Source organism: Myxosarcina sp. GI1, assembly GCF_000756305.1.
Classification (GTDB): domain Bacteria; phylum Cyanobacteriota; class Cyanobacteriia; order Cyanobacteriales; family Xenococcaceae; genus Myxosarcina.
The window spans coordinates 124127-148084 of the sequence record NZ_JRFE01000024.1 but is presented as its reverse complement, the minus strand read 5'-3'; the positions used below and the strand labels follow the sequence as shown (position 1 = coordinate 148084).

Sequence of the window (23958 nt, the reverse complement as noted above, 5' to 3'; positions counted from 1 at the left end):
TTTCTTTATATCTCTATGGTAGTGAGAAGTATTCTCAATAGACTACTACCAAAGTCATATTGCTCTCAAAATTTAAATTAAATCTTCGGAGATTTCAAAAGTCCCCAAAGCAATAAAAACCAGGGTATTTTGATATTTGGTATTAACCAGGCATATTTTCTAAGTGCGGGTACGCCAAAAGGTAGCAAAAATCGCAGAGAGCGCAGCGAAACAGGTCGTTTGCCATCTCGGTCTACTAAATTATGTTGTTCGGCAAGCTCGGCTACGATACACACCTTACCCGTACGGCTCATAAGATCGGGTTCGGCAGCTAAAGCCGCGATCGCTCTTCCTGCTAGTAAAGGACTTTCCCAATTGTAGCCATCGCCAAAAGTTGCACTGGCATCTTTGGCATCCATTTGAGCGGCAAAATTACTAATGTGTTCCGTGCCGACAATTCCAGGCCAGACCGAAACCGAAGCGATATTATCTGCTTTTAATTCTTCTGCCATATCTGCCGCCAGGCGATCGCAAGCTGCTTTACCCGCGCCATAAGCAGCACCAAAAATATAAGACACGCCCCCCCATGAAGAAATAGTGCAGATTAGTCCCTGTTGCCGTTGGCTCATCAGACGTGCTGCCAAAACGCTAGTAACATAATGACTGCGAAGACCGACATTATTAACCGCATCCCAAACATCGATTTCGGACTTCCAAAAAGGTTGACCGTAAGCATCTTTTAATGCCCGTACACCCGAAAAGACATTATTAACTAAAATATCTAATTGTCCTCGTTCTCGTTCGATGCGATCGAATAGCAAACGTACCTGTTCGTCATCGCTGTGATCTACTCGTACGGGAATACAGGTTCCTCCTGCCGCTTCTACTGCCGATTGAGTTTCTCTCAAACTACCCGAAACTTCGCTGTCACTGGAACGCTCTAAACTGCGACCCGTAACGTATACGGTAGCACCTGCCTCCCCTAAACCAATAGCAATCCCCTTACCAATGCCTCGCGTCGCCCCTGTAACTAATGCTATTTTGCCTTTGAGTTCGGTCATAGTTGCTATGGTTTATTAGATCTACCGTGTCAAAATACTAATTAAAAAATGCTTTTATAGTAGTGGACAGAAGAATTAGGATAACCCCGTATCAGTGAACAATGAACAAAATGAATAGTAAACAATTTTCACCGACCACTGATATCTGCTCATTGCTCATTGTCGAAGGGTTAAGCATTTCGGTTTTAACTTCTTGCTCCGTCAGTCGCTGGAGCGACTCGCCATCGCGAAGCGATGTCGGCGAACTCCAGTTCGCGCTGAGGAAACCGAGTCTAACGACTTGCTTCGCAACCAGCGCAGGCGGTGCGCTTTTAACTTTTAACTTTATGATTTTTGACTTTGGCTATAAGAGGTTTTAGCAGCTTTGCAGATTATTTCTTGGCTATTTAGTGTAATTGGATTATTTCTAAGTTTATGGATTATAGTTCCCGCTCCCAACTATTTCCTTCTGCCTTTGGGTGTAGTTATGCCAGAAGTCAGTCCTTGGCTGGTTGGCATTAATGCGATCGCGCTAGTAATTGCTGTATTGCAAATTGATGGTGGTTACTTATCTTTTGTCTTACCAGTTATTAGTTTACTGGCTCTGGGTCTGAGTTTGCGACCTTTAATTCAATTACCCAGAGTAAATCAGCAGTTTGCATCAGCGATGGAGCAAGCTTTAGGAAATAACTATTTAGATGAAATCTCCGAAGCCGTTAAGTCGCAAATGCGATCGCAGCCATTTATCCTAGTAGATATGTTTCGCGGCATTGACTCTTCAGAAGTCCGCATTCTGCGAGGTATCAATTTTGCCAGTCCCGATGGAGTAGAACTCAAGCTAAATACCTATCGTCCGTTATCGCCAGGAAAGTACCCAGGAATCATCATTATCTATGGTGGTGCTTGGAGACAAGGCTCACCCAATAAATACGAGCGATTTAGTTGCTACATGGCAGCCAGAGGCTACACCGTAATTGCTATTGATTATCGTCATGCACCAAAATATCAATTTCCCGCACAGCTTGAGGATGTAAATACGGCTTTAAACTATATTCGAGAACAAGCAAACGATTTAGAAGTCGATGTAGAGCGTCTGGCTTTATTAGGGCGATCGGCAGGGGGACATTTAGCAATGCTTGCCGCTTACGGCTCTGAGGCGATCGGCGTTAAAGCTGTAGTGAACTATTATGGACCTACTAATTTAGTAGAAGGATACCGCGAGCCACCCGTTCCCGATCCCATCGATACTCGTAAAGTTTTAGAAAACTTTTTAGGTGGAACTCCCGAATCTCATTTAGATCTTTATCAACAAGCATCTCCTATTAACTATGTTAAGCCCAATCTACCTCCTTCACTTTTTATTTACCCAGAACGCGACCATTTGGTACAGGCAAAATATGGCAGACAAATATACGATAAACTGCAAACAACAGACAGTCTAGCTATTTTACTTACCATTCCCTGGGCAGAACATGCCTTCGATGCTGTATTTAAGGGAGTTAGCAATCAGCTTGCTTTGTATTACACCGAACGGTTTATCGCTTGGGCATTAAAATAAGAGGTTTGCAGGTATTAATTAGAGTAGAAGCTATAAGAAAAATAAAAAATCAACCTCCGCCTCCACAACCTCCACAACCTCCACCAGTAGTACAACCGCCATTTCTTCTGCTGCTATTTTTAGATAGATTTGAAGTCGTAGCACAGAAAAACATGAATAGAGCGATCGCCACATAAGCCAAAAATCCCAGACACATCAAACCTACAATTATGTAGCCAAAAATATTTTCAAACGTGAGAGCTATTTCTCGATCGCCAACAACAGATGAATTATGTCTTTGAAAATGCAAATAATTACCCCAAAACGTAACTTTAGTAACTACTGATTGTTCTGGGGGCAGAGATTGAAGTGAAGTAAATTGGATAGTTGCATCATCGATTAGTTCACTTTTAAAGTTTCCGCCAATACTATAGTAGTCTCTAACTTTTCCCACCAATGATTCTGGCAGATTAATTGTAATTTTAGAATTATTTATTGGAGCCTTTCTTTTAGGAAAAATTGCCTTCCAATTTAGCGTATCTGCGCCATAGCTATTGGAAGTTGCGCCAACAGCACGATATTTTAAGGTAAATATATGAGTATTCGTGTCAGCTAGATAATCTTCCCACCTAATCCAAAATTTATCGTTCTGAAAATAGGTTGTTATTGGTAGACGATGGTTGTCTTCAAATACTTCGACATCACGTATATCTTCGATTTCATCTAATTTAATAAATCGATAGCGTTGATGAGAGTTAGACTCTGTAAAAACATATTTTTGTTCTTCTGTTACTATTAAATCTCCGTTATCTCTAACATCTAGAATAACGTTAATAAAATCCCAATAAAAAGACGGTGCCTGTGCAGAACTCGGTAAAGCCCATCCCAAAGTTATAAGCACTGCCAAGAATAAAGAAATAATAACTGTAGTTATTGTCTTAAATTTAATCGATCGCTTTTTAGCGATTCGATCGAGCAAAAAAGAAAAATCGGGCTTGGGGATAATCCAATTTTTCTCTGTATTAATCCATTTAGAAGCCAAGTCACTTCCAAAACGAATATCTGGAGATGACCAAATATCTATAGGCGGAGTATCACCAAAAAACTTAATGTAACTATCTAAAGTTTGGCAATACAAATTTTTGTATTTTGTTGTTTCTGAACTTCCACCTTGGCTTGGTTGATGATGTAGAGGCTTGTCTAATAACTGAGTGCAAAATTCATTCCAATAAGAATGGGTATAAGTCAAATGAAGGTGCCAAACTCTGTCTACTTGCTCGGATGGAGTAACAATATGTTCTGCAACTACTGCTAAAAAAGCAAATTTACGGTATTCTTCAATAGCTCTACGAGCATATTCAAAATTCCAATTATTTTCATGCGCCAAACGCCGAACAAAAGTATATTTAGTATCGGGTTTGTCAAAAGAAAATGCTTTTATCTTGGCAAAAAGTTGCTGTTGTTCACAATTCATATTAGATAGTAGCAAGTTTTATCTACTTACTGTTTCTGTATATCTTTATTTTAAAAATATTAAATACGACAATTGAATTTACAATATGCCAGTTAAGTTATTGGTTAGACAAAAATATTTCTATTGAAGCTATTAATTTTTTGAACAATTTTTGACTGGACCTTTAGAGGTTGGCTATGCCAATGGATGTAGCGCAATTACTTAGGCATTAAAGCAAGCAGTTTGAAGGTATTAATTATCAACAAGTAAATTTAAATCGAAATGGGATAAGCTATTTATTGTCCTTCGCTGTCTGTTAAATGTTATGGATGCTTTTGCACATGTTTCCCCTGAATGGACGAAAACAGCCGTTCACGCCGTTGATTTTCGCTGTCCGAGCTGCAAATCGAGTCCAGTAGAAGCTAAAAATGTGTGGTTAAATCGTCGCGCTCCCGTAACTATTGAATACAATCGACGCAAATGGCAAGAGTTTTATCAGTGCGAGTGCAATACGGTGTGGTGGGGCTGGAGCAGCGACCGCCCACCAACCAATTTCGAGCAGTAAGGCAATTTAAGACTTTGTCGCTCGCCTGAAAAGTTTTATTCTAGTACATAATTTTAATTAAGCTTGCCTTTATATGCAGTTCGACAAAATTCTAATCGCCAATCGGGGAGAAATTGCTCTACGAATCATTCATACCTGTGCCGAAATGGGTATTGCTACGGTTGCGGTACACTCTACTATCGATCGCCAGGCTCTCCACGTCCAGCTTGCAGATGAGGCAGTTTGTATCGGTCCTCCTGCTTCTAGTAAAAGCTATTTAAATATTCCTAATATTATTGCTGCTGCTTTGACTCGTAACGCGACAGCGATTCATCCTGGTTATGGTTTTTTAGCAGAAAATGCTCGATTTGTCGAAATCTGCGCCGATCATAAAATCGCCTTTATTGGTCCTTCTAAAGATGCCATGCTGGCAATGGGAGATAAATCTACAGCAAAAAAAACCATGATTGCCGCAGGAGTACCTACCGTACCTGGAAGCAATGGTTTGTTAAGAGATGAAGAAGAAGCGATCGCTACAGCAGCAGAGATTGGCTATCCCGTAATGATTAAGGCTACCGCAGGCGGTGGTGGTAGGGGAATGCGGTTGGTTAGAGATAAAAATGATTTAGTCAAGCTATTTCAAGCTGCAAAGGGAGAAGCAGAAGCTGCTTTTGGTAATAGTGGCGTTTATTTAGAAAAATTTGTCGAAAATCCCCGTCATATTGAGTTTCAAATTTTAGCCGACTCTCACGGTAACGTTATTCATCTAGGAGAAAGAGACTGTTCGATTCAACGCCGCCACCAAAAGTTATTAGAAGAAGCTCCTAGTGCGGTTCTCAGTCCCAAACTGCGTGCGGAAATGGGGGAAGCGGCAGTAAACGCAGCCAAATCGATTAACTACGTGGGTGCGGGAACGGTAGAGTTTTTACTCGACAAAACTGGCAGTTTCTACTTTATGGAAATGAACACTCGCATCCAGGTAGAACATCCCGTAACCGAAGTTATTACAGGACTCGATTTAATTGCCGAACAAATACGCGTCGCTCAGGGAGAGAAATTAAGACTTACTCAAGACCAAATTAAATTGAACGGTCATGCGATCGAGTGTCGGATAAATGCTGAAGATCCCAAACATAATTTTCGCCCCCATCCAGGACGTATCAGTGCCTACTTACCCCCTGGAGGTTTGGGTGTCAGAATGGACTCTCACGTGTACACCGACTATGAAATTCCTCCTTACTACGATTCTTTAATCGGCAAATTAATAGTCTGGGGTGAAAATCGCGAGATGGCGATCGCCAGAATGAAACGTGCCTTAAGAGAATGTGCCATTACAGGAGTTCCCACAACCATCGGCTTTCACCAACAAATTCTCAACACTCCCGCTTTTATTAACGGCGAAGTCTACACCGACTTTATTCAACGACACCTCTTGAAAGAGTAGCAAGTAAAAAAGACGAGGAGACTGGAAGATTTCACTTTGCCAGGGACTTCTCCTATTTTTCTATACTCCCTAAAGCCCAAAACCACAGCGAGTAGGCGTAAAACGTCGCTCCTGCGTACAGCGCGTATGCGGCTTTGAGGCGGTAGCCTCTGTACTTGGCTACTATCACAGCCTGTGCTAAAGCCTATCTAAACTTGCTACTTGCTACTTAATTAAGTGCCATAGTAATTACTCCTTGTTGACCGAGCAATATTTCGCGCAACAAAGTACAAATACCCACCCAGATAATTGGTGTTATATCTACGCCACCAATTGGAGAAACTATTTTTCTGAGCGGTGCGAGTAAGGGTTCGGTAGGAAAAGCAACTAAAATCCAGGGAAGGCGATTTAATTCGATTTGAGGATACCAGGTCAAAACAATTCGTAGGATGAATAAAATAGTCATCAGTCCCAGAAATAGATTTAAGACTAAAGCTCCTGCACTGTATAAGTTCATGTACCAAATTTAAAATATGACGTGCGTTCTATGGTTATTTTAGCTAATAGGACTTAACGCTCTGCACTTTTAGGCGGTCGCATCGATAGTTTCTATGCGGTCGTACGATCGGAGAGAAGAAGTAGATTGACCGAGCAACAGCAAATCCTCTTTTGTAATTTTGCTATAAAACTCTACAGAAAATTTTAAAATAGTAGAATGCGTGCCGAAGAATACAGCTATCCAAACAAACTGTTACCATTTTGGCGATCGCTATTATTTATTTAATATACTATATTACTATTAAAAATTGTTGAAATACAGCTATCACGTCCAGATGGAGGATCTTCCTTTAATTTTAGTAGGTCCTATTTTGCGTCGGACACAAGCCGATCGCGTTACAGTTTGGTTGGCATTAAAAGAGTCGAGTCAGGTAGAGCTAAAAATCTATGCTACCGAGTCGGGTAAGGGAGAAAATCTCCAACAGCTTGTAGCAGAAGGAAAAACTAATACTGTCCAAATAGGAAAATATTTACATTTAGCAACGGTAACAGCCAGATCGACTTCAGATAGTTATTTAGAACGAGGACGAGTTTATGCCTATAATTTATGGTTTGCCGACAGACAACAAGATTTAGTTGCTGCCGCCAATACCGAGAGTTTTACTAGCAATCTAAGCTATTTTACCCATCAGCTACCAACTTTTACTTTACCTGCCAAAGATCCAGGTCAGCTACAAATCGTTCACGGTTCTTGTCGCAAACCTCATGGTGGTGGCAAAGATGCTCTAGCTTTAGTAGACAATCTAATCGAGAGAGGAGCGAGTTCGGCCAACGAGCGTCCCCAACAGTTATTTCTTACAGGCGATCAGATTTACGCTGACGATGTTGCCGATCCGATTTTGTGGCTCGCTCAAGGAATTGGCAGCTTGTTGCTGGGGTGGGAAGAAAAACTGCCTTTATTAGAAGGCTCGATCGCTGCCAGTCAATTACCACCAGGAAAACGTAGCGAAATCGCTCGTATAGAAGGTGGCTTTACTGGCATGTTAGATAAACAGCCAGAAAAAGCTAAAAGTCATCTGTTTAGCTTAGGCGAATTTTTTGCCACTTATTTATTATCCTGGTCGCCAGTGCTCGCACCAGATTACTTTCCTAAAGGCAATAGCCTGTTTGATGGCGAGCGCGCCAAAACCTGGGATAGTGAAGTTACTAAAATACAAAGCTTTTTTAGCACTTTAAGTCAGGTTAGACGCGCATTAGCAAATATTGCTACTTATACCATTTGTGACGATCATGATGTTAGTGATGACTGGTATCTCAACCGCGAATGGTGCGATCGCGTTTTGAGTAAGCCTTTAGGCAGACGGGTATTGCTAAACGGATTGCTCTCTTATGCTCTCTGCCAAGCTTGGGGTAACAGTCCCGAACAGTTTGTCTCTGAATCTGCGGGAGAAAAATTATTACAGGCAGCAGTTCGTCACTCGGCAGCAGCAGGAATTGATTTAGCTACTATTACCGAATTAGACCGCTATTTGGGCATACCGCCTCAAAATGCCGACACTGGATTGCCTCAGCTAGAGCGGGATGGAAAGGTCTGGATTTTACAGCGCGATCGCGAAGCTTTGTCCTGGCATTACCGTCTGCGTCACTCCCAGCACGAAATTATTGTCTTAGATACCCGAACTTGGCGTGGCTATCCTCAAGAACCAAAAGGAATCGCGCCACCGATGTTGCTCTGTCCTACAGCTTTTAAAGAACAGCTAGAACTCCCTTTAGAATTTAGCGATAACCTCAATCAGACGGGAAAAACCGATATTAAACTGACAATTATCGTCTTACCAACCAATATGGTTACTCTCTCGATAATTGATAAAATTCAACGTCTAGACCTCAACAGAAACAAGGTTTTTGATAACGATGTCGGCGATTCCTGGAATTTCAACGAAACTGCTTTTGCCAAACTCATTGTCAGTCTATGTCAGAGACGAGATCGCGTCGTGATTCTCTCAGGAGATATCCACTATAGCTGTGCCGTTCGCCTGAGTCAGTGGTACGGTTCGGCTCGAAAAGCTTCGGTATTAGTACAGTTGACCTCCAGCGCGTTTAAAAACTCCGAGTTAAAGACTCAACTCATACACACCAAGCTTAAATATTTACTACCAGAACCACCCGAAAACTGGCTAGTTTGGCAAAAACCTTTGAATTTTGCCAGAATTCCCGCCCCTTGGTGGCGACGTTTGGGTTTTGGTCGCGTGCGATCGCTACCTTCAGCTTTTCCTGATTGGCAATATCGTGTCGAGTGGAGCAAAAGGAGAGCGTCGAAACAAGCTTGGCAACTAAAAACATCAGGCAAAAAACAATCTAATTTATGGCAGCGATTTCTAGACTTTATTGCCTATCTCTTATGGCGCAATCCTTGGTTTCAACATGGCGCAGAGGTAGTAGGACACAACAACATTAGTTTGGTGCGATTTCAAGTGTCGCCTACAAATGAACCTCTGTTGGTAATTCAAGAAACTTACTGGCATCCACCAGATAATACACCCGCTACTGTTAAATGTGAGTACGTTGTCGATCTTAATTCTGATTCGCCTCCGCCTTTAAAAGCTAGCGATCGCAATTAATACCAATTTCATAAAATAAAGCTACAGATAAATTGCAACAGAGCAGGGGAGAAAGAAGTTTATTATTGTCGTTCTATCAAACTAAAAATCGCTGAAAATAGAGCGAACGTGCCAGCTAACAAGGTGCGTTTTCTGCTTCGCAAGCACCAATGCTTACCCAAGTACTAGAGCCATTGGCGAAGTGTTCTTTTTTCCAAATTGGCGCGTTGTGTTTCAAAGTATCGATCGCATAACGGCAAGCTTCAAAAGCTTCGCTACGATGGGGACAACCCACCGCAACTAATACGCTGATTTCGCCAATCTTCAAGTGTCCGACGCGATGATGAATTACAATTCGGTTGACATCTTGCCAGGTAGCGCGAATTTGAGCGGCAATCGAATTAAATACCGCGATCGCCATTGGTTGATAAGCCTGATATTCTAAAGAGACTACTGGCTTGCCGTCGGTTTTGTTGCGTACCATACCGCTCATAACTACAATTGCTCCATTAGCGGGATCGTCTGCTAACTCGTATACTTCTGCCATTGATAGTGGCGCGAGGGTAATAGCAAAACTATCTTTAGGATTGGTAACGGTTTGGGGTGATAGAGAAAGTGAAGTTAAATTCATGAAATCGCAAATAGAGCTTTCAATCGACCTAATACCTAATGTCTCATCTGAATCCTAGCAAAACTGCAAAATTTCTGTAGCTACAGTTTGGGGTTTTTCTAAATGAGGAACGTGTCCGCAACGCTCGATCCACACTAACTTACTGTTGGGAATAGCGCGATCGAACTTGGCTGCATCTTTAGTTCCCAAAATTTTATCTTGTCTGCCCCATAAAATTAATGTGGGTTGCTGAATTTGAGCGATCGCCCTAGTAAAAGAACCATAACCACCACTTTTGGTAAAAGCAATTAAAGCCTTATTCCAATTTTGACACTGGAGATGCAACGCCGCACAAAGTTGCGCGTCGGCGTTAGCCAAACTCTTGTCGTAATAAGCCGCACGACTGATATTTTGACGTACTTTTGGCTGGCGCAGAAATTCAGTAGCCAGGTAATCTAAAGGAGGAAACATAAATTTACCGATCGCAGGCTGTTTTGCTAAACCCGCACTGTCGAGCAATACCAGCTTGGCTACCGCTTCGGGATAAGTTAGAGTAAAATCGATCGCCGCCGCACCTCCCATCGACGCACCGACTAATACTACTGGTTGCTGGATTAAAGTTTTCCAAAAATAGTAAAGATGAACCTTTATAGTTTCTGGGTTTAGAGCAATATCGGGGTTGCGATCGCTAAAGCCAAAACCCAGTAAATCTACACCCCAAGTTGCTTTACTCTCTGCCAATAATGGTATGAGACGGCGAAACTCCAATAAAGAACTGTCAAAACCATGAAGTAATAATATTGGCGGCTCGCCACTTCCTTGCTTAACATAAGTAGTAGGAATAGACTCTGAGCTTAAAGGAGTGGCAATTGCTGCTGACTCAATTTGTTTGGTTAGAGCGATCGAGGTAGCTTCAGTTAATTTATTGGCTGCGGGAGAAATAAAGCTCGGCAACATGTAGATTTAGATTTGCTCATTGTATTTAGATCCTATAAGAAAATTTGCAAAAGAACCTAGTTTGCTAGCAACAGAGTAAAAGACTGAGTTAAAGAGCGATCGCTAACAGTCAAATCTGTTTGGTGCGGACGCAAGCTGAAATTTTAGGTATAGCAGTGGACAGAAGAACTAGGACATCTCAAGCTACTAAAAGCCTTACAAATTAGGCATCTTAGTTTTGACTTTTGACTTTTGACTTTTGACTTTTACTATATTTGTTATTTCTCTGACTTTTTGCTCGTATTCGTCATCGTTAAAAACGGGAGTTAATTCTTTTAGAGACAGCGATTGAACCAAATCTATCCAGGAACGACAGCCGCGATATGCTTTGTCAAAGGGAATTATTTGCGGTTGAGCGAGACGATAAACTCTTAGTAGTAAAACAAATAAAGGTCGCTCGCCCTTCCAATCTAGCCGCTCTTTCACCATTTGCTCGTTCCAAATATGATAGTCGTGTAGAGCTTTGACGCGATCGCGATCGCTGAGTGCTAAAACCTCGGTTATTTCTGCATAGCTGCCAATACGAACTGTTTTTGGATGCCAACCAGACTCCACTGGTTGTACTTCCGCAGCAAATTCTGGTTTGAGTAACTGCGGTTTTTGATGTTCGTAGGTAGGATATAGCCAAACCTGCCGATGTTTAGCTTGAAAATGTCCGCCCTTTTCTTTAATGCCACCTTTACGAAGCAGGATAATGATTTTGCCCGTTTCTAAAGCTTCGATCGCAATTGCCCACTCTTTTAAAGCGTGACAAAGTTGTTTGGTACTAGCAGCAGATATCATCTGATTATATGTCTGGTTACAGCTACCTATATTTTATATTTAGCATTTAGCATGTTCAACTGCTCATTATTTATTGTTCATTGTTCATTGTTCATTGTTCACTGTTCATTGCTCATTGTTCACATATAAGCTCTAGGCTCTTGATAATAATTGGTGGTAAATTCAAGTTGTAATAACAGCCTGCTTTTTTGAGTCGGCATAGTACCTTTATGAAAACAAAAGGTATCTTCTACAAATCCAAAGCCTTTCTCTCCACAGATTTGAATAACATTCTCTTCTCCATAAGCTTTAATTAGCTCGGAGTCGGGAATAGAGGCAGTATGTTGTCCAATGAGTTGGTGCCAAAGCCGCTTATTTTTGTGGGATTTTAAAATACAAATATGTGCGCCGCTGGAGAGATCGACATCGGTAAGGTAGAAAAAGAATTTAAGAGATTGATAGTCGTCAATATCATAATGAAAGACTTGCGCGTCTTGGATCATTTGTGAATAGCTGCTCTGATTGGGAAAGCTCCAACATAACTCGCTTGTTAAATAGACAGCAGGTTTTTTAAAATATTGTCGCGCAATTTCTAATAATATAGGATCGTTTTTAAGGCGTTGGAAGGCATCACATTTAAGATGAGTATCTAAATAGCTGGCAAGCCTATATTTTCGAGGAAACGTTTTCTTTGGATCTACGAGTAAGGGGTGCTGAAGATTGCGATTGCCATAGCAATAGTTACGAGCAGCAAAGTCTAGTAGTTCTTGTAAAATCCCTTCTGGTAATTGTAGTCCTAAAAAGCATCCTTCTGTTTTTAAACAAGTTACAACTCTAGCAACATTTAACTCTTTAAATAAAGATGGTGACTCTAAAGTATTTTGGGACGCAGTTTTAATATTACTATGGAAGTAACGGCTGATTTGACGAACAAACTCAAATCTAGCTAGTTTTCGCATCAAATAAAGCCGAGGATATCGAGTCAGACATTGATAATCTCGGGACAAATAGCTTTTAAATTTATTATTCAGAACGATAGCTTCAACTGAATTTAATTTTAACATTAATAATATAAATAATAATTTTTGTTGCTTAAGTTTAACCTTTAATATTACATTGTGTCCAATCCTATTCTAAAATTCACTCTATGTACATAATTTATTAATTTTACTTTTAGCTACAATCTATAGTAGTTAAAGACAAGATCGAGTCACTTTAAAATTATTCTAACTATTCTCTATTCCTTATTCTCCGTTTCCTTTTGAATAAAAAGATAAATGATGCGATCGAGATTAGGAAGTATTCAGTAATTTTAAAGATTAAGTTTAGAAGTTATTAATAAAGTAAAGTCTAGAAAAAGCTAGTGCGAGCAATGCTATAATCATTAGTTTTTAATAATTTGTGCGATCGCCGTTAAAAATTCTTCCTCAATGTAAGGTTTAGAAAAATAAACATTTGCTCCCAATTGTTCGGCTAAAATACGATGTTTTTTATTTTGACGAGAAGTAAGCATTGCTACGGGAATTTCCAATAGTTCCCCTTGTTGGCGACGCTTTAATAAAAACTCTAAGCCATTCATATTTGGCATTTCGATATCGCAAATTACTAAAGCAATTTGGGTATTGTTTGTAAGAACTTCTAACCCCTCACATCCATCTCGCGCCTCCAATACTTCATAACCATTCTTCTCTAAAGTTAAAGCCATAGTGCGCCGCAATGAGGCAGAGTCATCAATAATCAAAACAGATTTTTTAGTTAAATTGTTGGATGCGATTGGTTTGGTATGATTATCGTTGTCACAGATTACTTCGTCGTTGCACGGTGGAATAATCTGCGATCGCCGACCGATTTGCAACACTCGGTCTATTTCTTGCAAAAAATCTCGTTCGTTATAGGGTTTGGTAAAATATCCGTTAGCATCTAACTGCATTGCCAATTGATAGTGTTCGTTCCCACTACGAGAAGTCAGCATAATTATTGGGATTTTGGCTAATTGTGAGTTACGGCGGCGCATTGCCAAAAATTCTAAGCCATTCATCACTGGCATTTCCAGATCGCAAATAATTAAGTCGATATTGGACTGGAGACGAAATTTTTTCAACGCTTGTTTGCCGTCCGAACATTGAATAGTTTGATAACCTCGCTTGCTCAAACTCAAAGCCATAGTTTGACGCATGGCAGCAGAATCATCGATAATCATAATTGTTTTGGCTCTAGCTACTTGTTTGAAATCCGCTCTGTCACTAGTCGATCGCCCGTCATCTAATGTTGCTGTAGGTTGAACTTGACGATCTAAGACTTTATTGCTGTTGTTTTGAGTGTTAACTAAAACTTCAATTAGAGCTTGTCCGTCAAACACGGGAATGAGAGTACCATCACTGAGAATCGAACAACCGCAGATATAGCTGGGGGTAGGGATCTCCTGAAAAGCTCTGGCTTTGCCAATCGCACTATCAATAGGTTCTATTGGTAATTCAAGCTCGCAGAATGTGTTTTCAATCTCTAAAGCAAAGAATTTTTGCCTCCACCGCACGAGCAACAACGGTAAAGGCGAATCTTGAGGACTGGTGAGGGTTTTAAAAATTTTACTGTTTAAATTTGTCGGGTAAATTGAGCAGTTCTCTGGCAGCATCTTGGATAAAGCCAGCACGGGGATTAGACTTTGATGCCACAATAAAAATCTTTGCTTCTCGGCTACTTTAATTTGTTCGGCTTCTGGAATAATAAGCTCGGTAATACTGTCCGAAGGTATAGCAAAAGCAGTTGTACCCAAAGAACAGATTAGCAGTTTAGTAATAGTCAGATTTTTAGGTAAACGCAAGCTAACGGTAGTTCCTTTTCCAGGGATAGAAGTAACCACAATTTTGCCTTTCAAGGATTCTATCTGGGAGCGAACTAAACTCATTTCTATTCCCCGTTGCGATCGCTTGCCGTTTTCTCGCTCGCGATAAAATTCGGCTGCAAAAATATGGTTATATATTTCCTCCTGACTGGCTTTTTTGGCTCGTTCGGCAGAAAGGAGTCCGCGCTCGATCGCCGTTCGAGCAATTTTTTCAAGCTCCAATCCTCGTCCATCATCTCTAACATCGATAATAGTGCGATCGCCTTGATAGTAGGCGTGAATTTCAATAGTTCCTGTTTCTGGTTTTCCTTGCTGGTAACGTATTTGAGGTGCTTCAATACCCCAAGCAAAACTATGACGCAATAGATACAGCAGAGGATTGTAAAGTTTTTCTAAAACCGCCTTGTCTACCAATACATCGTCACCAGTTAACTTGAGTTTTACTGGCTTGCCTTCTTTGCGGGACAAGTCGCGCACTATACCAGGAAACCGTCGAATAACTTTTTCTAGAGGTAGCATACGCGCCCAGATAAGTTCATGGCGCATTTTTCCTAGCAGTCGATCTTGAACTTCAAGGTGGCGATCGTTTTGTTGGCTAAAATTAGCAACATCATCGACATTTACTTCTAGCTCTACTGCTGTTTCTAGTATTTCTCGCACCAGAGAGGAGAGTAAACTGTATCGCTCCATTTCTGACGGCTCTAACTCTGACTCGGCTTCATTAGTAGTCGGTTTTGCAGTAGGATGGCTTTCTGACTCCCAAAGCGTCCGCTCCGATACTTCTTGTAGTTTCTCCGATACACTTTGAAGATAGAGTAATTTTTTAGTCAGTTTGCCGAGACTACTTTGCATCTGTTGATTTTGTAGTGCGAAACTGTTACGCTCGATGGCTAACTCACCAATGAGTTTATTCATTATTTCCCAACAGTCTAAAGAAGTAGCCGCTTTAGATATCTCAGGTCGAGCCAATTTGCTGTTACAGGCTGAAACTCGATAAGTATTATCATCGAGCAACTCTATAGCAGCATCAATAGGAGAATGGTCGGCAGTACTGCCTGAGACAGAATCTTCAGTAAAATTATCTTCTACCAACAAAGCTTCAAGTGCTGTTAGCTGTTCCTCACTGCTGTCGGTTGAGGACATCTTGTTTGAAGACTCGATTTTTAATAGGTCATCTAAGCCATTGGAAGGTTCGTCAGTTGGCTTGGCAGGGGCTTGAGACAGAGCTAGCAATTGCGGAGACACTTCACCACCTCGATCGCGATCGCCTGCTAAAATTGCGGTGCGAGCAGCTTTACAGTCAGCTATAGTCAGTTCGATAATTTCTCGAACGCGATCGGGATAATTATCTAGTGCGGTTGTGGCGGTAAGAAGGATTTCGTCAAACCCAGGTAAATTTAACTGTTCGGCAAATCCCAAACCTTCCTCCAACTGCGATCGCAATTCTGTCTCTAAATTGTAGTTATGGGGGTGATGTAAAACCTCTTGAAGATGCTCTATTATCTGTAGTAAATCTATTCTAAAAATTGAAGCGACAATATCTACTCCTAAATCATTGGCATTAGGAATATAGCTATTTGTATTTTTAAGTGCATCGCCCAACCGTAATTTTAAAGCCGAAAAAACTGGTTCTGCGGTAGATAAAGCCACTGCTTCGTCATGAATACCCGTTTTTATTTGCTGGAGCAGAGGATGGCGCAGACAATTATAACCTTGCAATAACAATCTTTCTAGCTCGTCATTTATTTTTACACTGTCGCTATACAAAGCTTTAATAAAGTCTTCCAGTTGATGTGCTATGGCTGCGATGGCTTTAAGCTTGACGCTTGCCGCACCTGCTTCAATTGAATGAGCTGCCTTCATTAAATCGTGAACCTTGGCAGTGCTGTGGTCTTGTTTGAGGTCGAGCAAGCCCTCTTCTAGTATCTGCAAAAGTTCTTTTGCTTCTTCAACAAAGAATTGGTAAGCTTGGTCGCGAATATCGGGATTGAGAGACATAGTTCGATCTAAAAAAATCTGGTTTTGGATTTGCCGATATCTGTCTATAATTTTTTTGTAGGCTAGCTGCTCGGATTTTTGTGATGTGGTGCGAAGTATTTTTAAGCTATGAATTGTATGATTTGGTATATCTGCACTCTGCACTTTATAACTTTTATTTATAGTTCCCAGATAAGCCGAAAAAATAACAGTTTTTAGTTTTGTGTTGAAGATATAATACAAATATATGGGTTCTGTACAAAATAAAGGCGTTGCACAATTAAAGTATGATTTGTACGGCTATTATTTTTTCCTCAATCATATAAGTTTTGCGATCGACAATATTGCTGCTAGAGGTGTCTTGTGTCTCAACTGCCAAAGGAATGACATATTGTTGACACATTACTACAGTATTTTTACTACTAAGCAATTAGGAAAACTAATAAAAACTTATTAAAGTAATAAGCCGATGTTTACTAGAACTATACGAAGCTGGTGGCAAAAATATCGCGAAGCAATTAAACCCCGTCCAGTTTGAAAACTGGAGTTTTGGCTCAAAATCAAATAGGCTGATTAAGAGAAGAAAAATAAGATCGATTTGATGTTAAAAGTAGATTACGCTCGTTGGAATCAAAGCAAAGAGTTATTAAGAACAGAGGCATTGGCTGCCAAACATCCTCGAACAAGAGAGAGACTGATGGCATTGTATGAAATTAGTGAAGGGAAAAGTGCTACAAAGGTAGGGGAACAAACCCGAAGAAATCCCCAAACAGTAATGGAATGGGTGCATCGTTATAATCAAGAAGGTCTCAAAGCCGTCGAGTATCAAAGAACGGGAGGAAGAAACCCTTTTTTTCCGAAACGGTGCGAAAAGATTTAGGGAATCAAATCCAGAAAGCTCTTTTAAGGTCAGCATTAGCACCACAAGAAAGAGGGAGGAAATCTCAAGGGTTTCCACGTTGGACGTTAAAAAGATTCGTCCACTGGCTGAAACAGAAGTGGAAGATAAATTGTTGTCGAGAGACAGTCAGAAAAACTCTTAAGCAGATGGGTTTTTCCTGGAAGAAAGCGAAGAAGTTGCTTAATAAAGGCAATACCGCCAAAAGAGCTGAATTTGTCGAACAAATTACTGAATTATTAGAGGATGCACTTCATCAAAAGCGATTAATTATCTATATTGATGAAGCCCATATACATTTAGATACCGATGAAGGTTACGGTTGGTCAATTCGGGGAGAAAGGTTTTGGGTCAGCTCTAGTTCTCCTGGAAGAAAGAAAGTCTCTTTTTATGGTGTTTACCTCTATAATCAGGCGCAAACCAGAATTTTTCCTTATGAGAAAGCAGAGAAAATTAATACCATTGATGTTCTCAAAAAGTTGCGAGTCGAATTTCCCCAGCAACAAATAACTGTGGTTTGGGATGGCGCACCATATCATCGTGCTAAAGTGGTCACCGAGGCAGCATCAGCAATGGACATCCATCTTCTACAATTACCTGGCTATAGCCCAGATTTTATGCCTGTCGAACATCTTTGGCAATGGCTCAGAGAAGACATAACTTATCATGTTTGTTATGACCAACAACAAGAGTTAATTTCTGCTGTTGCTGATTTTCAGCATCTAATTAATACTACTCCACTGTTTTTAAGCGATCGCTTGTGGGTTAAAAAACACCTCGATCCAGAAGAAGAAAAACTACGGTTTTCAAAGTAGATGCGGTTTAGATGTTCCAATCTTCGAGAAGAATTGAGGCTTTTACTTTATGGCGAAGGCAATGAAGAAGAGCTAGCTAAAATTTTAATCGGATCTGAAAAATATGCTCATCCAGGAAAATCGGAAAGCTGGTATCTAGAAACAGTCATTCACAAGTTGAAAACAAGATCTACAGCGTATTGATAACTTTCTCAAGGTATATTTAAACTCAGGTGAATCGAGGACAACAAGATGAAAGAAATTCCTTTAGATGCTACCGTTATCTGTCTTGATGGCGAATGTGGTAAATCAAGCCATGTAATTATCGAAAACAACAGTCAGCAAGTTACTCATTTGGTAGTCAAAAGTTCTAATTTTTTAGAATCTCATAAATATTTGGTGCCGATTGGAGCAGTAATAACTACAAATTCTGAAGCGATCGAGTTGTCCTGCACTAAAAAAGAACTAGCAGCTATGCCTTCTTTTACCGAGATGCGGTTTTTAAATCCTAATACCGCTAAATTTGAACCGCTAGAAAACTTCGATGAAGAGTCAATATATCAAAGCAGTTCTCATTTGATGTGGTCGGATTTGATGTGGTCAGATCCGCTATATGGCGAAAGCACATTATCTATGCCGATAGAAACAGAATTGATTCCCGATGGAGAAATAGCAATCCATAGAGGGGCATCAATAGAAGCTACTGACGGGCATATTGGCAAAGTAGAGGGGTTTTCAATCGATCCAGAAGATAAACATCTCACTCATTTAGTACTGCAAGCAGGACATTTCTGGCACAAAAAAGAGTTGACTATACCCTTATCAGCGATCGCCCGTATGGATGAAGAATATATCTATTTAAAACTTGACAAACGAGCAGTGAAATCTCTTTCAGTTTCAAAACCTAGTTAAATTAGCGTAGTAGACAAAAATCATTGTTGATATCTCTCGATGCGATCGCGAAACTTCTGTAATATCTCGTCGTCAACTTCGGTTTCTGCGGGAGCGGGCATTGGTTTTGGTGTGGTTGATGGCTCGGAAACAGATGGCTGCTGTGGTGGTGATTCTGTCTGTCTTTCCCTTTCCAACTGTTCCTGGCGTGCCTGTCTTTCACGCTCTAGCTGCTGTTGACGTGCGGCTTCGCGTTCTTGCCGTTCTCTTGCGGCTCGTTCCCGTTCTTTTTGTTCCTGGCGGGCGGCGCGATCGTATTCCGAACCAGCTACGGTAAAATTAATTGTTACTCCCACCGATGCGCTACTGTCACTGGAACTAAATTTCATCTTTCTGGCAGCAAGCAAAGCTTGTCGATTGAGTTGGCTGTTGCTATTGGCAGAAGCAATTGTGGCACTGGTAACATTCCCATTGGCATCGACAGTTAATTTTATTCCCGCACTGCCTTCGGCTCCTTCTAATGAGGCAGGATATTCTGGTTGGCAGTTACTAATACAGCTAATTCCTCCACTGCTACTGGGTTCGGGAGGTGATGGGGTGCTACTTCCAGTGGCAATCTTACTTGGCGTATCTGTGTTGCTGCTAGAAGTCTCTGACACCGAGTTACTCTCATTAGTAGAATTATTTAAGTTAGGTTGAGTTTTTTCTTTCTCTGGTGCGGTAGCAACTGCTGGTGAGGGTGCTGGAGTGGAAGAAGTTAGAACTTTCTTCGGCGTTGGTTTTGGTGGTGTTTCGGTTTTAACGGGTTTGGGTGTTTTTACAGGAGGGGTTTTAGCTGTTGGTAGTTCGGGTTTTGGTTGCTCGACTACTGGTTTAGGTTGAGGTTTGGGTTTTGATTGCTCGACTACTGGTTTGGGTTTGGGTTGTGGTTCGGATTTTGGTTGCTCGACTACTGGCTTAGGTTCGGGCTGGGGTTTTGGTTCTGGCTTATTGACAATAGTTATCTCCATCGGTTTTTCGGCTATTTTTGTTGACTCAAAAGACCACCGAGGAAAAGCATAAACAAGTATGCCATGCAATAATGCCGAACTAGCAAAACCAAATACAAGTAGTTTTTTCAGTTGTTGTCGTTCCTGCTGACGTTGTTGAAGACAAAATTTAGAAGTAGTCATGAAGAATGTTGTCGAGCGGTTAAAAAGTCTAATTTTGGGTCAACCTTGAGAAGTCTGCTAGTCGTTTGTATCTCAGGCTCTAGCTAGTCAAGAAAATTAACTGCAAAGCCTGCAAAGCTTAGTTTATCGATAACTTCTTTTATCAAAAAAATATATCATGAAAATTTACTATTGTTAATTATTTGCATTTATTACTTTGAGTCCAACCCAATAAATTTAGACAGAACTAGAAAATAAATAGCTCTTTGAGTTACTAGTTAGAGTAATGCGTGTTAGCCAAACGTCTTGCTCTGTGGGGTTTACGATCGCATCACCAATCGGGTATCTAAAGTAACTAACTAGAACGGCAAAAACAAAAAATTTATTGCGAATAATTGCCATAACTCATGGTAAGGTTTTAGATCGATAAGATGATAATTATTTGCAATTAGCTTGAGAGCAGTTTATGTCAATCGATAGTATTTGGACGGCAGGAGGAATAGTCAGTATTCCCTTGCTAGGATTTTCTTTATTGGCTTTATCCTTAATTATCGAACGGATAATTTTTTGGTGGCGAGTCAAAAACAAACAACGTCGCATTGTCAAAGAAGTTTTATTTTTGTATCGCAGCGATCCTTTAAGTGCGATCGCCAAATTAAAAAAGAACGCTCGTCTACCGATAGCGCGAATATTTTTAGAAGCAATGGAATTAGAACAGCCAACACCCGACGAGTTTCGCCTGGCTTTGGATAGTGCTACTCAGGCAGAAATACCAATTTTAAGAAAATTTGGCACCTGGTTTCAAACGATTATTACCGCTTCGCCTTTACTGGGACTATTGGGGACAATTTTGGGCTTAATCCAGTCTTTTGCCGCAATAGATTTGGGTAATGCTGCTGCAACTAATTCTGCTGGAGTTACGGGTGGATTGAGCGAGGCTTTAATCTCTACAGTTATGGGACTGGTAGTAGCAATTTTTACTTTATTGTTTGCTAATGCGTTTCGCGGTTTGTATCTGCGAGAGTTAGCATTTATTCAAGAATATGGCGGTCAGTTAGAATTAATCAATCGTCGTTATCATCAGGGAGTGAGAGAATATGCGACCCATTAATGAGACTGAAGATAATTTTGAAATCAATATTTTGCCGATGATTGACGTGATTTTCTCAATTTTGGCATTTTTTATTATCTCTAGTTTGTTTTTGACGCGATCGCAAGGATTGCCAGTAGACTTACCTTCGGCGCAAACAGCAGAACCAGAACAGTCGGTGCAGCTAAATATTACTATCGAAGCTGACGGCAAGATGTTTTTAGACAAACAACCAATTCAATTAAATGCTCTTGAAGGTGCATTGACTGACAAGATCGCGCCTGATTCCGAATCATTAGTAATTATCAACGCCGATGAAAAAGTCGAACACGGTACTGTAGTTAAGGTGATGGATCGCTTGCGTCAAGTACCAGGGGCAAGAATGGCGATCGCAGCAGAACAGGAGTAGATAGTGATTTTTAATTATTCAAGAACTAACTAAAAATTGAGGTAGACAAAAGCGGCGCGAAGTACCATAAACCATACTGCCAAAGTAGCGAACAAGTACAAGTAAAACCGCAGCAAAATTAAATTAAAAGTGCAGTGAACGACGCTATGCAGAACGCGAAAAATAACAAAAGTCCAAGCTGCATATAAGTATATAAAATCAACTTGTTTGGTGTCAAAAAGATATAGCACAATAGCATAAAAAATTACTGGAATCTCAAACAGATTTTTTAAATTATCTGATGGATTAGATACTTGAGGTGGCGAAAGCTTTGCCAGTGCATTATAGCCAACCAAATCCTGTGGCTTGACTTTTTGACTATTAATAAAACTGATGCGACGAATATACATATATACCCAAACGCAAAGTGTCAAAAATATTGTGGCAAAAAAGGGACTGAAAATTGATTCTTGTGTCATTTTTAGTTTTTTGTAAATTAATAGCTGGCAAATGAATAAAAACACGAGGTTGTTAGAATTAAAGTTAATATAGTCCGATTATTTGACTTGCTTCTAGTCCTCAATCGGGTACACTTTTAATTTCTTCGTTTGTGATAAGTTCTTTAAAGCTTTGATTGCAAGCTATTAACAAAAATTAAGCTTAAATTTAACAAGGTCAATCCCGCACCAAGAATAAATCCAAATAACTAATGGCTTCGGAGATCGCAGAATCTCTCGCCGAGCGCTTTTTCGAGCCAGCTATGAGAAAAAGGGGGTAGTTTGGCTTCAATCTTTAGCGGTTTATTTGGTACTCAAATTGGTGCTGGTATGGCACTGGCGATCGCTTGATTTTCTAGCTGTGGTTTCCTGTTAGCATTAGGTGGTTATGCTTTTTCCACACTACAAGAAGTGGAAAAACGAATACCAGACTACGAGCCAGAAAGGTAAACTAGCAATAACACCAGGCGATAACTAAATAAAGATTTAGTCGCAACAAGCGATCGCCAATGCCGCGGGCGAAAACAGTATTTTTGTCGCCATGCTTCAACAATAAAATAGAATATTAAACGGGGGTAAAAATTTTTACTAGTTCTGCTAACTATTGGTTTTTGTGGTTTGCAATCTATGAATCGATAATTTCTTTATTTATTGATAATTAAAAAGATCGCCCCAACCATTAGTAGAACGCTAAAGTTGTACCAAGCAAACCTTCTCAACTTGCGTCTGTGATAACTTGAAGTATGGAGAACCCAAGCGTAGGCTAATAAATATGAAACTTTTCTCTAACAAGCTGGGTGTTTATTTTGGCATATTAGCATTAGGCGGTGGCGCGGGATTTTGGGGTAGCCGTTATTTCAGGCAAGAGCAGATAGCAATCGAACAGTCTCCAGTGTATCCCCAGACAGTTTCGACTTTAGCAACTTCACCAAGTAATTTTGACTTTAGTGAAAACGTTAACTTTATTGCTACGGCGGTTCAAAAAGTGGGTCCTGCGGTAGTTCGGATTGATGCTTCACGTCAGATTTCTTCGGCACTGCCAGATATTTTACCCAACGAACCATTTCTCAGGCGTTATTTTGATAATCCCAATCCGTCTCTGCCAGATAAAGTAGAACGAGGAACTGGATCGGGTTTTATTATTAGTTCTGATGGTCGTCTGATTACTAATGCTCATGTAGTTGACGGCACCGAGCGAGTTCAAGTGACTTTAAAAGACGGTCAAGTCTATCAGGGAGAAGTATTGGGTACCGATTCAGTTACAGATGTAGCAGTAGTAAAAATTGATGCTGTTTCCCTACCGACAGTAACATTAGGAAATACTCAAGGGCTAACACCAGGAGAGTGGGCGATCGCTATTGGCAATCCTTTAGGTTTGGATAATACAGTTACGGTAGGGATTGTTAGTGCCATTGGTCGTTCTAGTTCTCAAGTTGGAGTCCCCGACAAACGAGTGAGATTTATTCAAACCGATGCGGCGATTAATCCTGGTAACTCTGGAGGTCCTTTACTAAATGCTAATGGTGAAGTGATTGGCATTAACACCGCCATTCGCGCCGATGCTCAAGGTTTGGGCTTTGCCATTCCTATCGAAACCGCACAGCGCATTGCCGCTCAATTGTTTGCCAAAGGTAAAGCCGATCATCCCTATTTGGGGATTCACATGATAACTCTTAATGACAGAGCCAAAGAAGAGATTAATTCTCAAAGCAAGCTTAATTTTAAAGTAAATAAAAATACTGGGGTATTGATAGTTAGAGTGATTGCTGATTCTCCTGCCGAACGCGCTGGTTTACAGCCAGGAGATATTATTGACAAAGTAGGCGATCGCCTGGTGACAGACTCTAATCAGGTACAAGAACAAGTAGAAAACAGTCAAATTGGCGAAGCTTTGAGCGTAGAAGTAACTCGAAAAGGTAAAGTAAAGATTATTGAAGTTAGACCGGGCATTTTTCCCGACACTACCTCTGAGTAATTAACTCAGTTTG

Annotated in this window: 22 protein-coding genes; 10 read left to right on the top strand and 12 right to left on the bottom strand. The window is 40.6% G+C overall.

Annotated elements, in window-relative coordinates; translation table 11 throughout:
* Positions 1-77: 77 nt before the first annotated feature.
* Positions 78-1040, bottom strand: coding sequence for an SDR family NAD(P)-dependent oxidoreductase (locus tag KV40_RS18040; protein WP_036484455.1), 963 nt, complete (start codon positions 1038-1040; stop codon positions 78-80).
* 364 nt (positions 1041-1404) lie between these two features.
* Here KV40_RS18040 and KV40_RS18035 point away from each other — a divergent pair, with 364 nt between their 5' ends.
* Complete coding sequence (locus tag KV40_RS18035) at positions 1405-2577, top strand: alpha/beta hydrolase (protein ID WP_052055746.1); 1173 nt, start codon at positions 1405-1407, stop codon at positions 2575-2577.
* Positions 2578-2626: 49 nt separating this feature from the next.
* On the opposite strand, the gene KV40_RS32300 is transcribed toward KV40_RS18035, so the two are convergent.
* Entirely contained in the window at positions 2627-4030 is a 1404-nt protein-coding gene (locus tag KV40_RS32300; protein ID WP_052055745.1) for a DUF2207 domain-containing protein, read from the bottom strand.
* A 304-nt stretch (positions 4031-4334) separates the two neighbouring features.
* Here KV40_RS32300 and KV40_RS18025 point away from each other — a divergent pair, with 304 nt between their 5' ends.
* Both KV40_RS18025 and accC read left to right on the top strand, forming a co-directional pair.
* Entirely contained in the window at positions 4335-4574 is a 240-nt protein-coding gene (locus KV40_RS18025) for a hypothetical protein (RefSeq protein WP_036484453.1), read from the top strand.
* Between the two features lie 73 nt (positions 4575-4647).
* Positions 4648-5997, top strand: coding sequence for an acetyl-CoA carboxylase biotin carboxylase subunit (gene accC, locus KV40_RS18020; protein ID WP_036484451.1), 1350 nt, complete (start codon positions 4648-4650; stop codon positions 5995-5997).
* A 208-nt stretch (positions 5998-6205) separates the two neighbouring features.
* Here the strand turns inward: accC and KV40_RS18015 are convergent, their stop codons facing one another.
* Entirely contained in the window at positions 6206-6493 is a 288-nt protein-coding gene (locus KV40_RS18015) for a YggT family protein (RefSeq protein ID WP_036484449.1), read from the bottom strand.
* A gap of 316 nt (positions 6494-6809) precedes the next feature.
* On the opposite strand from KV40_RS18015, the gene KV40_RS18010 reads away from it, so the two are divergent.
* A complete protein-coding gene (locus tag KV40_RS18010) occupies positions 6810-9095 on the top strand; it encodes a PhoD-like phosphatase (protein ID WP_036484448.1) in 2286 nt (761 codons plus the stop codon).
* Positions 9096-9210: 115 nt separating this feature from the next.
* Here KV40_RS18010 and KV40_RS18005 read toward each other — a convergent pair whose 3' ends face one another.
* The 6 genes from KV40_RS18005 to KV40_RS37000 form a co-directional block, all read right to left on the bottom strand.
* Positions 9211-9705 (bottom strand): molybdenum cofactor biosynthesis protein MoaE, encoded by a 495-nt coding sequence (locus tag KV40_RS18005; RefSeq protein ID WP_036484445.1) that lies wholly within the window; start codon positions 9703-9705, stop codon positions 9211-9213.
* A 54-nt stretch (positions 9706-9759) separates the two neighbouring features.
* Positions 9760-10641 (bottom strand): alpha/beta fold hydrolase, encoded by an 882-nt coding sequence (locus tag KV40_RS18000; RefSeq protein ID WP_036484443.1) that lies wholly within the window; start codon positions 10639-10641, stop codon positions 9760-9762.
* A gap of 195 nt (positions 10642-10836) precedes the next feature.
* Positions 10837-11463 (bottom strand): DUF1802 family protein, encoded by a 627-nt coding sequence (locus KV40_RS17995; protein WP_052055744.1) that lies wholly within the window; start codon positions 11461-11463, stop codon positions 10837-10839.
* Between the two features lie 119 nt (positions 11464-11582).
* Positions 11583-12401 (bottom strand): hypothetical protein, encoded by an 819-nt coding sequence (locus KV40_RS17990; RefSeq protein WP_036484967.1) that lies wholly within the window; start codon positions 12399-12401, stop codon positions 11583-11585.
* A gap of 425 nt (positions 12402-12826) precedes the next feature.
* On the bottom strand, positions 12827-16282 hold the full coding sequence (locus KV40_RS17985; RefSeq protein WP_036484964.1) for a response regulator: 3456 nt from the start codon (positions 16280-16282) through the stop codon (positions 12827-12829).
* 259 nt (positions 16283-16541) lie between these two features.
* Positions 16542-16664 (bottom strand): hypothetical protein, encoded by a 123-nt coding sequence (locus KV40_RS37000; RefSeq protein WP_256381144.1) that lies wholly within the window; start codon positions 16662-16664, stop codon positions 16542-16544.
* Between the two features lie 198 nt (positions 16665-16862).
* On the opposite strand from KV40_RS37000, the gene KV40_RS17980 reads away from it, so the two are divergent.
* From KV40_RS17980 to KV40_RS17965, 3 genes are all read left to right on the top strand, one after another.
* A complete protein-coding gene (locus KV40_RS17980) occupies positions 16863-17141 on the top strand; it encodes a helix-turn-helix domain-containing protein (protein ID WP_036476788.1) in 279 nt (92 codons plus the stop codon).
* Positions 17126-17974, top strand: a complete 849-nt coding sequence (locus KV40_RS17975) for an IS630 family transposase (RefSeq protein WP_072013741.1) — start codon at positions 17126-17128, stop codon at positions 17972-17974. Before KV40_RS17980 ends, KV40_RS17975 begins: the two co-directional genes overlap by 16 nt.
* Before the next feature lie 231 nt (positions 17975-18205).
* Positions 18206-18865 (top strand): PRC-barrel domain-containing protein, encoded by a 660-nt coding sequence (locus KV40_RS17965; RefSeq protein ID WP_052055741.1) that lies wholly within the window; start codon positions 18206-18208, stop codon positions 18863-18865.
* 20 nt (positions 18866-18885) lie between these two features.
* Here KV40_RS17965 and KV40_RS32295 read toward each other — a convergent pair whose 3' ends face one another.
* Both KV40_RS32295 and KV40_RS35040 read right to left on the bottom strand, forming a co-directional pair.
* On the bottom strand, positions 18886-20016 hold the full coding sequence (locus KV40_RS32295) for an energy transducer TonB (RefSeq protein ID WP_052055740.1): 1131 nt from the start codon (positions 20014-20016) through the stop codon (positions 18886-18888).
* A gap of 216 nt (positions 20017-20232) precedes the next feature.
* The gene (locus KV40_RS35040; RefSeq protein ID WP_156114077.1) at positions 20233-20397 is read right to left on the bottom strand and encodes a hypothetical protein; all 165 of its coding nucleotides are present in this window, start codon (positions 20395-20397) and stop codon (positions 20233-20235) included.
* A gap of 64 nt (positions 20398-20461) precedes the next feature.
* Between KV40_RS35040 and KV40_RS17955 the strand changes: the two genes are divergently transcribed.
* Both KV40_RS17955 and KV40_RS17950 read left to right on the top strand, forming a co-directional pair.
* Positions 20462-21106, top strand: coding sequence for a MotA/TolQ/ExbB proton channel family protein (locus KV40_RS17955; protein ID WP_036484438.1), 645 nt, complete (start codon positions 20462-20464; stop codon positions 21104-21106).
* Positions 21093-21494 carry a biopolymer transporter ExbD gene (locus KV40_RS17950; protein ID WP_036484435.1) on the top strand — a complete coding sequence of 134 codons (402 nt, stop codon included), beginning with the start codon at positions 21093-21095 and terminating at the stop codon, positions 21492-21494. The genes KV40_RS17955 and KV40_RS17950 overlap by 14 nt, the downstream gene beginning before the upstream one ends.
* Positions 21495-21523: 29 nt before the next feature.
* On the opposite strand, the gene KV40_RS17945 is transcribed toward KV40_RS17950, so the two are convergent.
* Complete coding sequence (locus tag KV40_RS17945) at positions 21524-21952, bottom strand: MAPEG family protein (RefSeq protein WP_036484433.1); 429 nt, start codon at positions 21950-21952, stop codon at positions 21524-21526.
* A gap of 790 nt (positions 21953-22742) precedes the next feature.
* Between KV40_RS17945 and KV40_RS17940 the strand changes: the two genes are divergently transcribed.
* Positions 22743-23945 (top strand): HhoA/HhoB/HtrA family serine endopeptidase, encoded by a 1203-nt coding sequence (locus KV40_RS17940; RefSeq protein WP_036484431.1) that lies wholly within the window; start codon positions 22743-22745, stop codon positions 23943-23945.
* Positions 23946-23958: the final 13 nt, after the last annotated feature.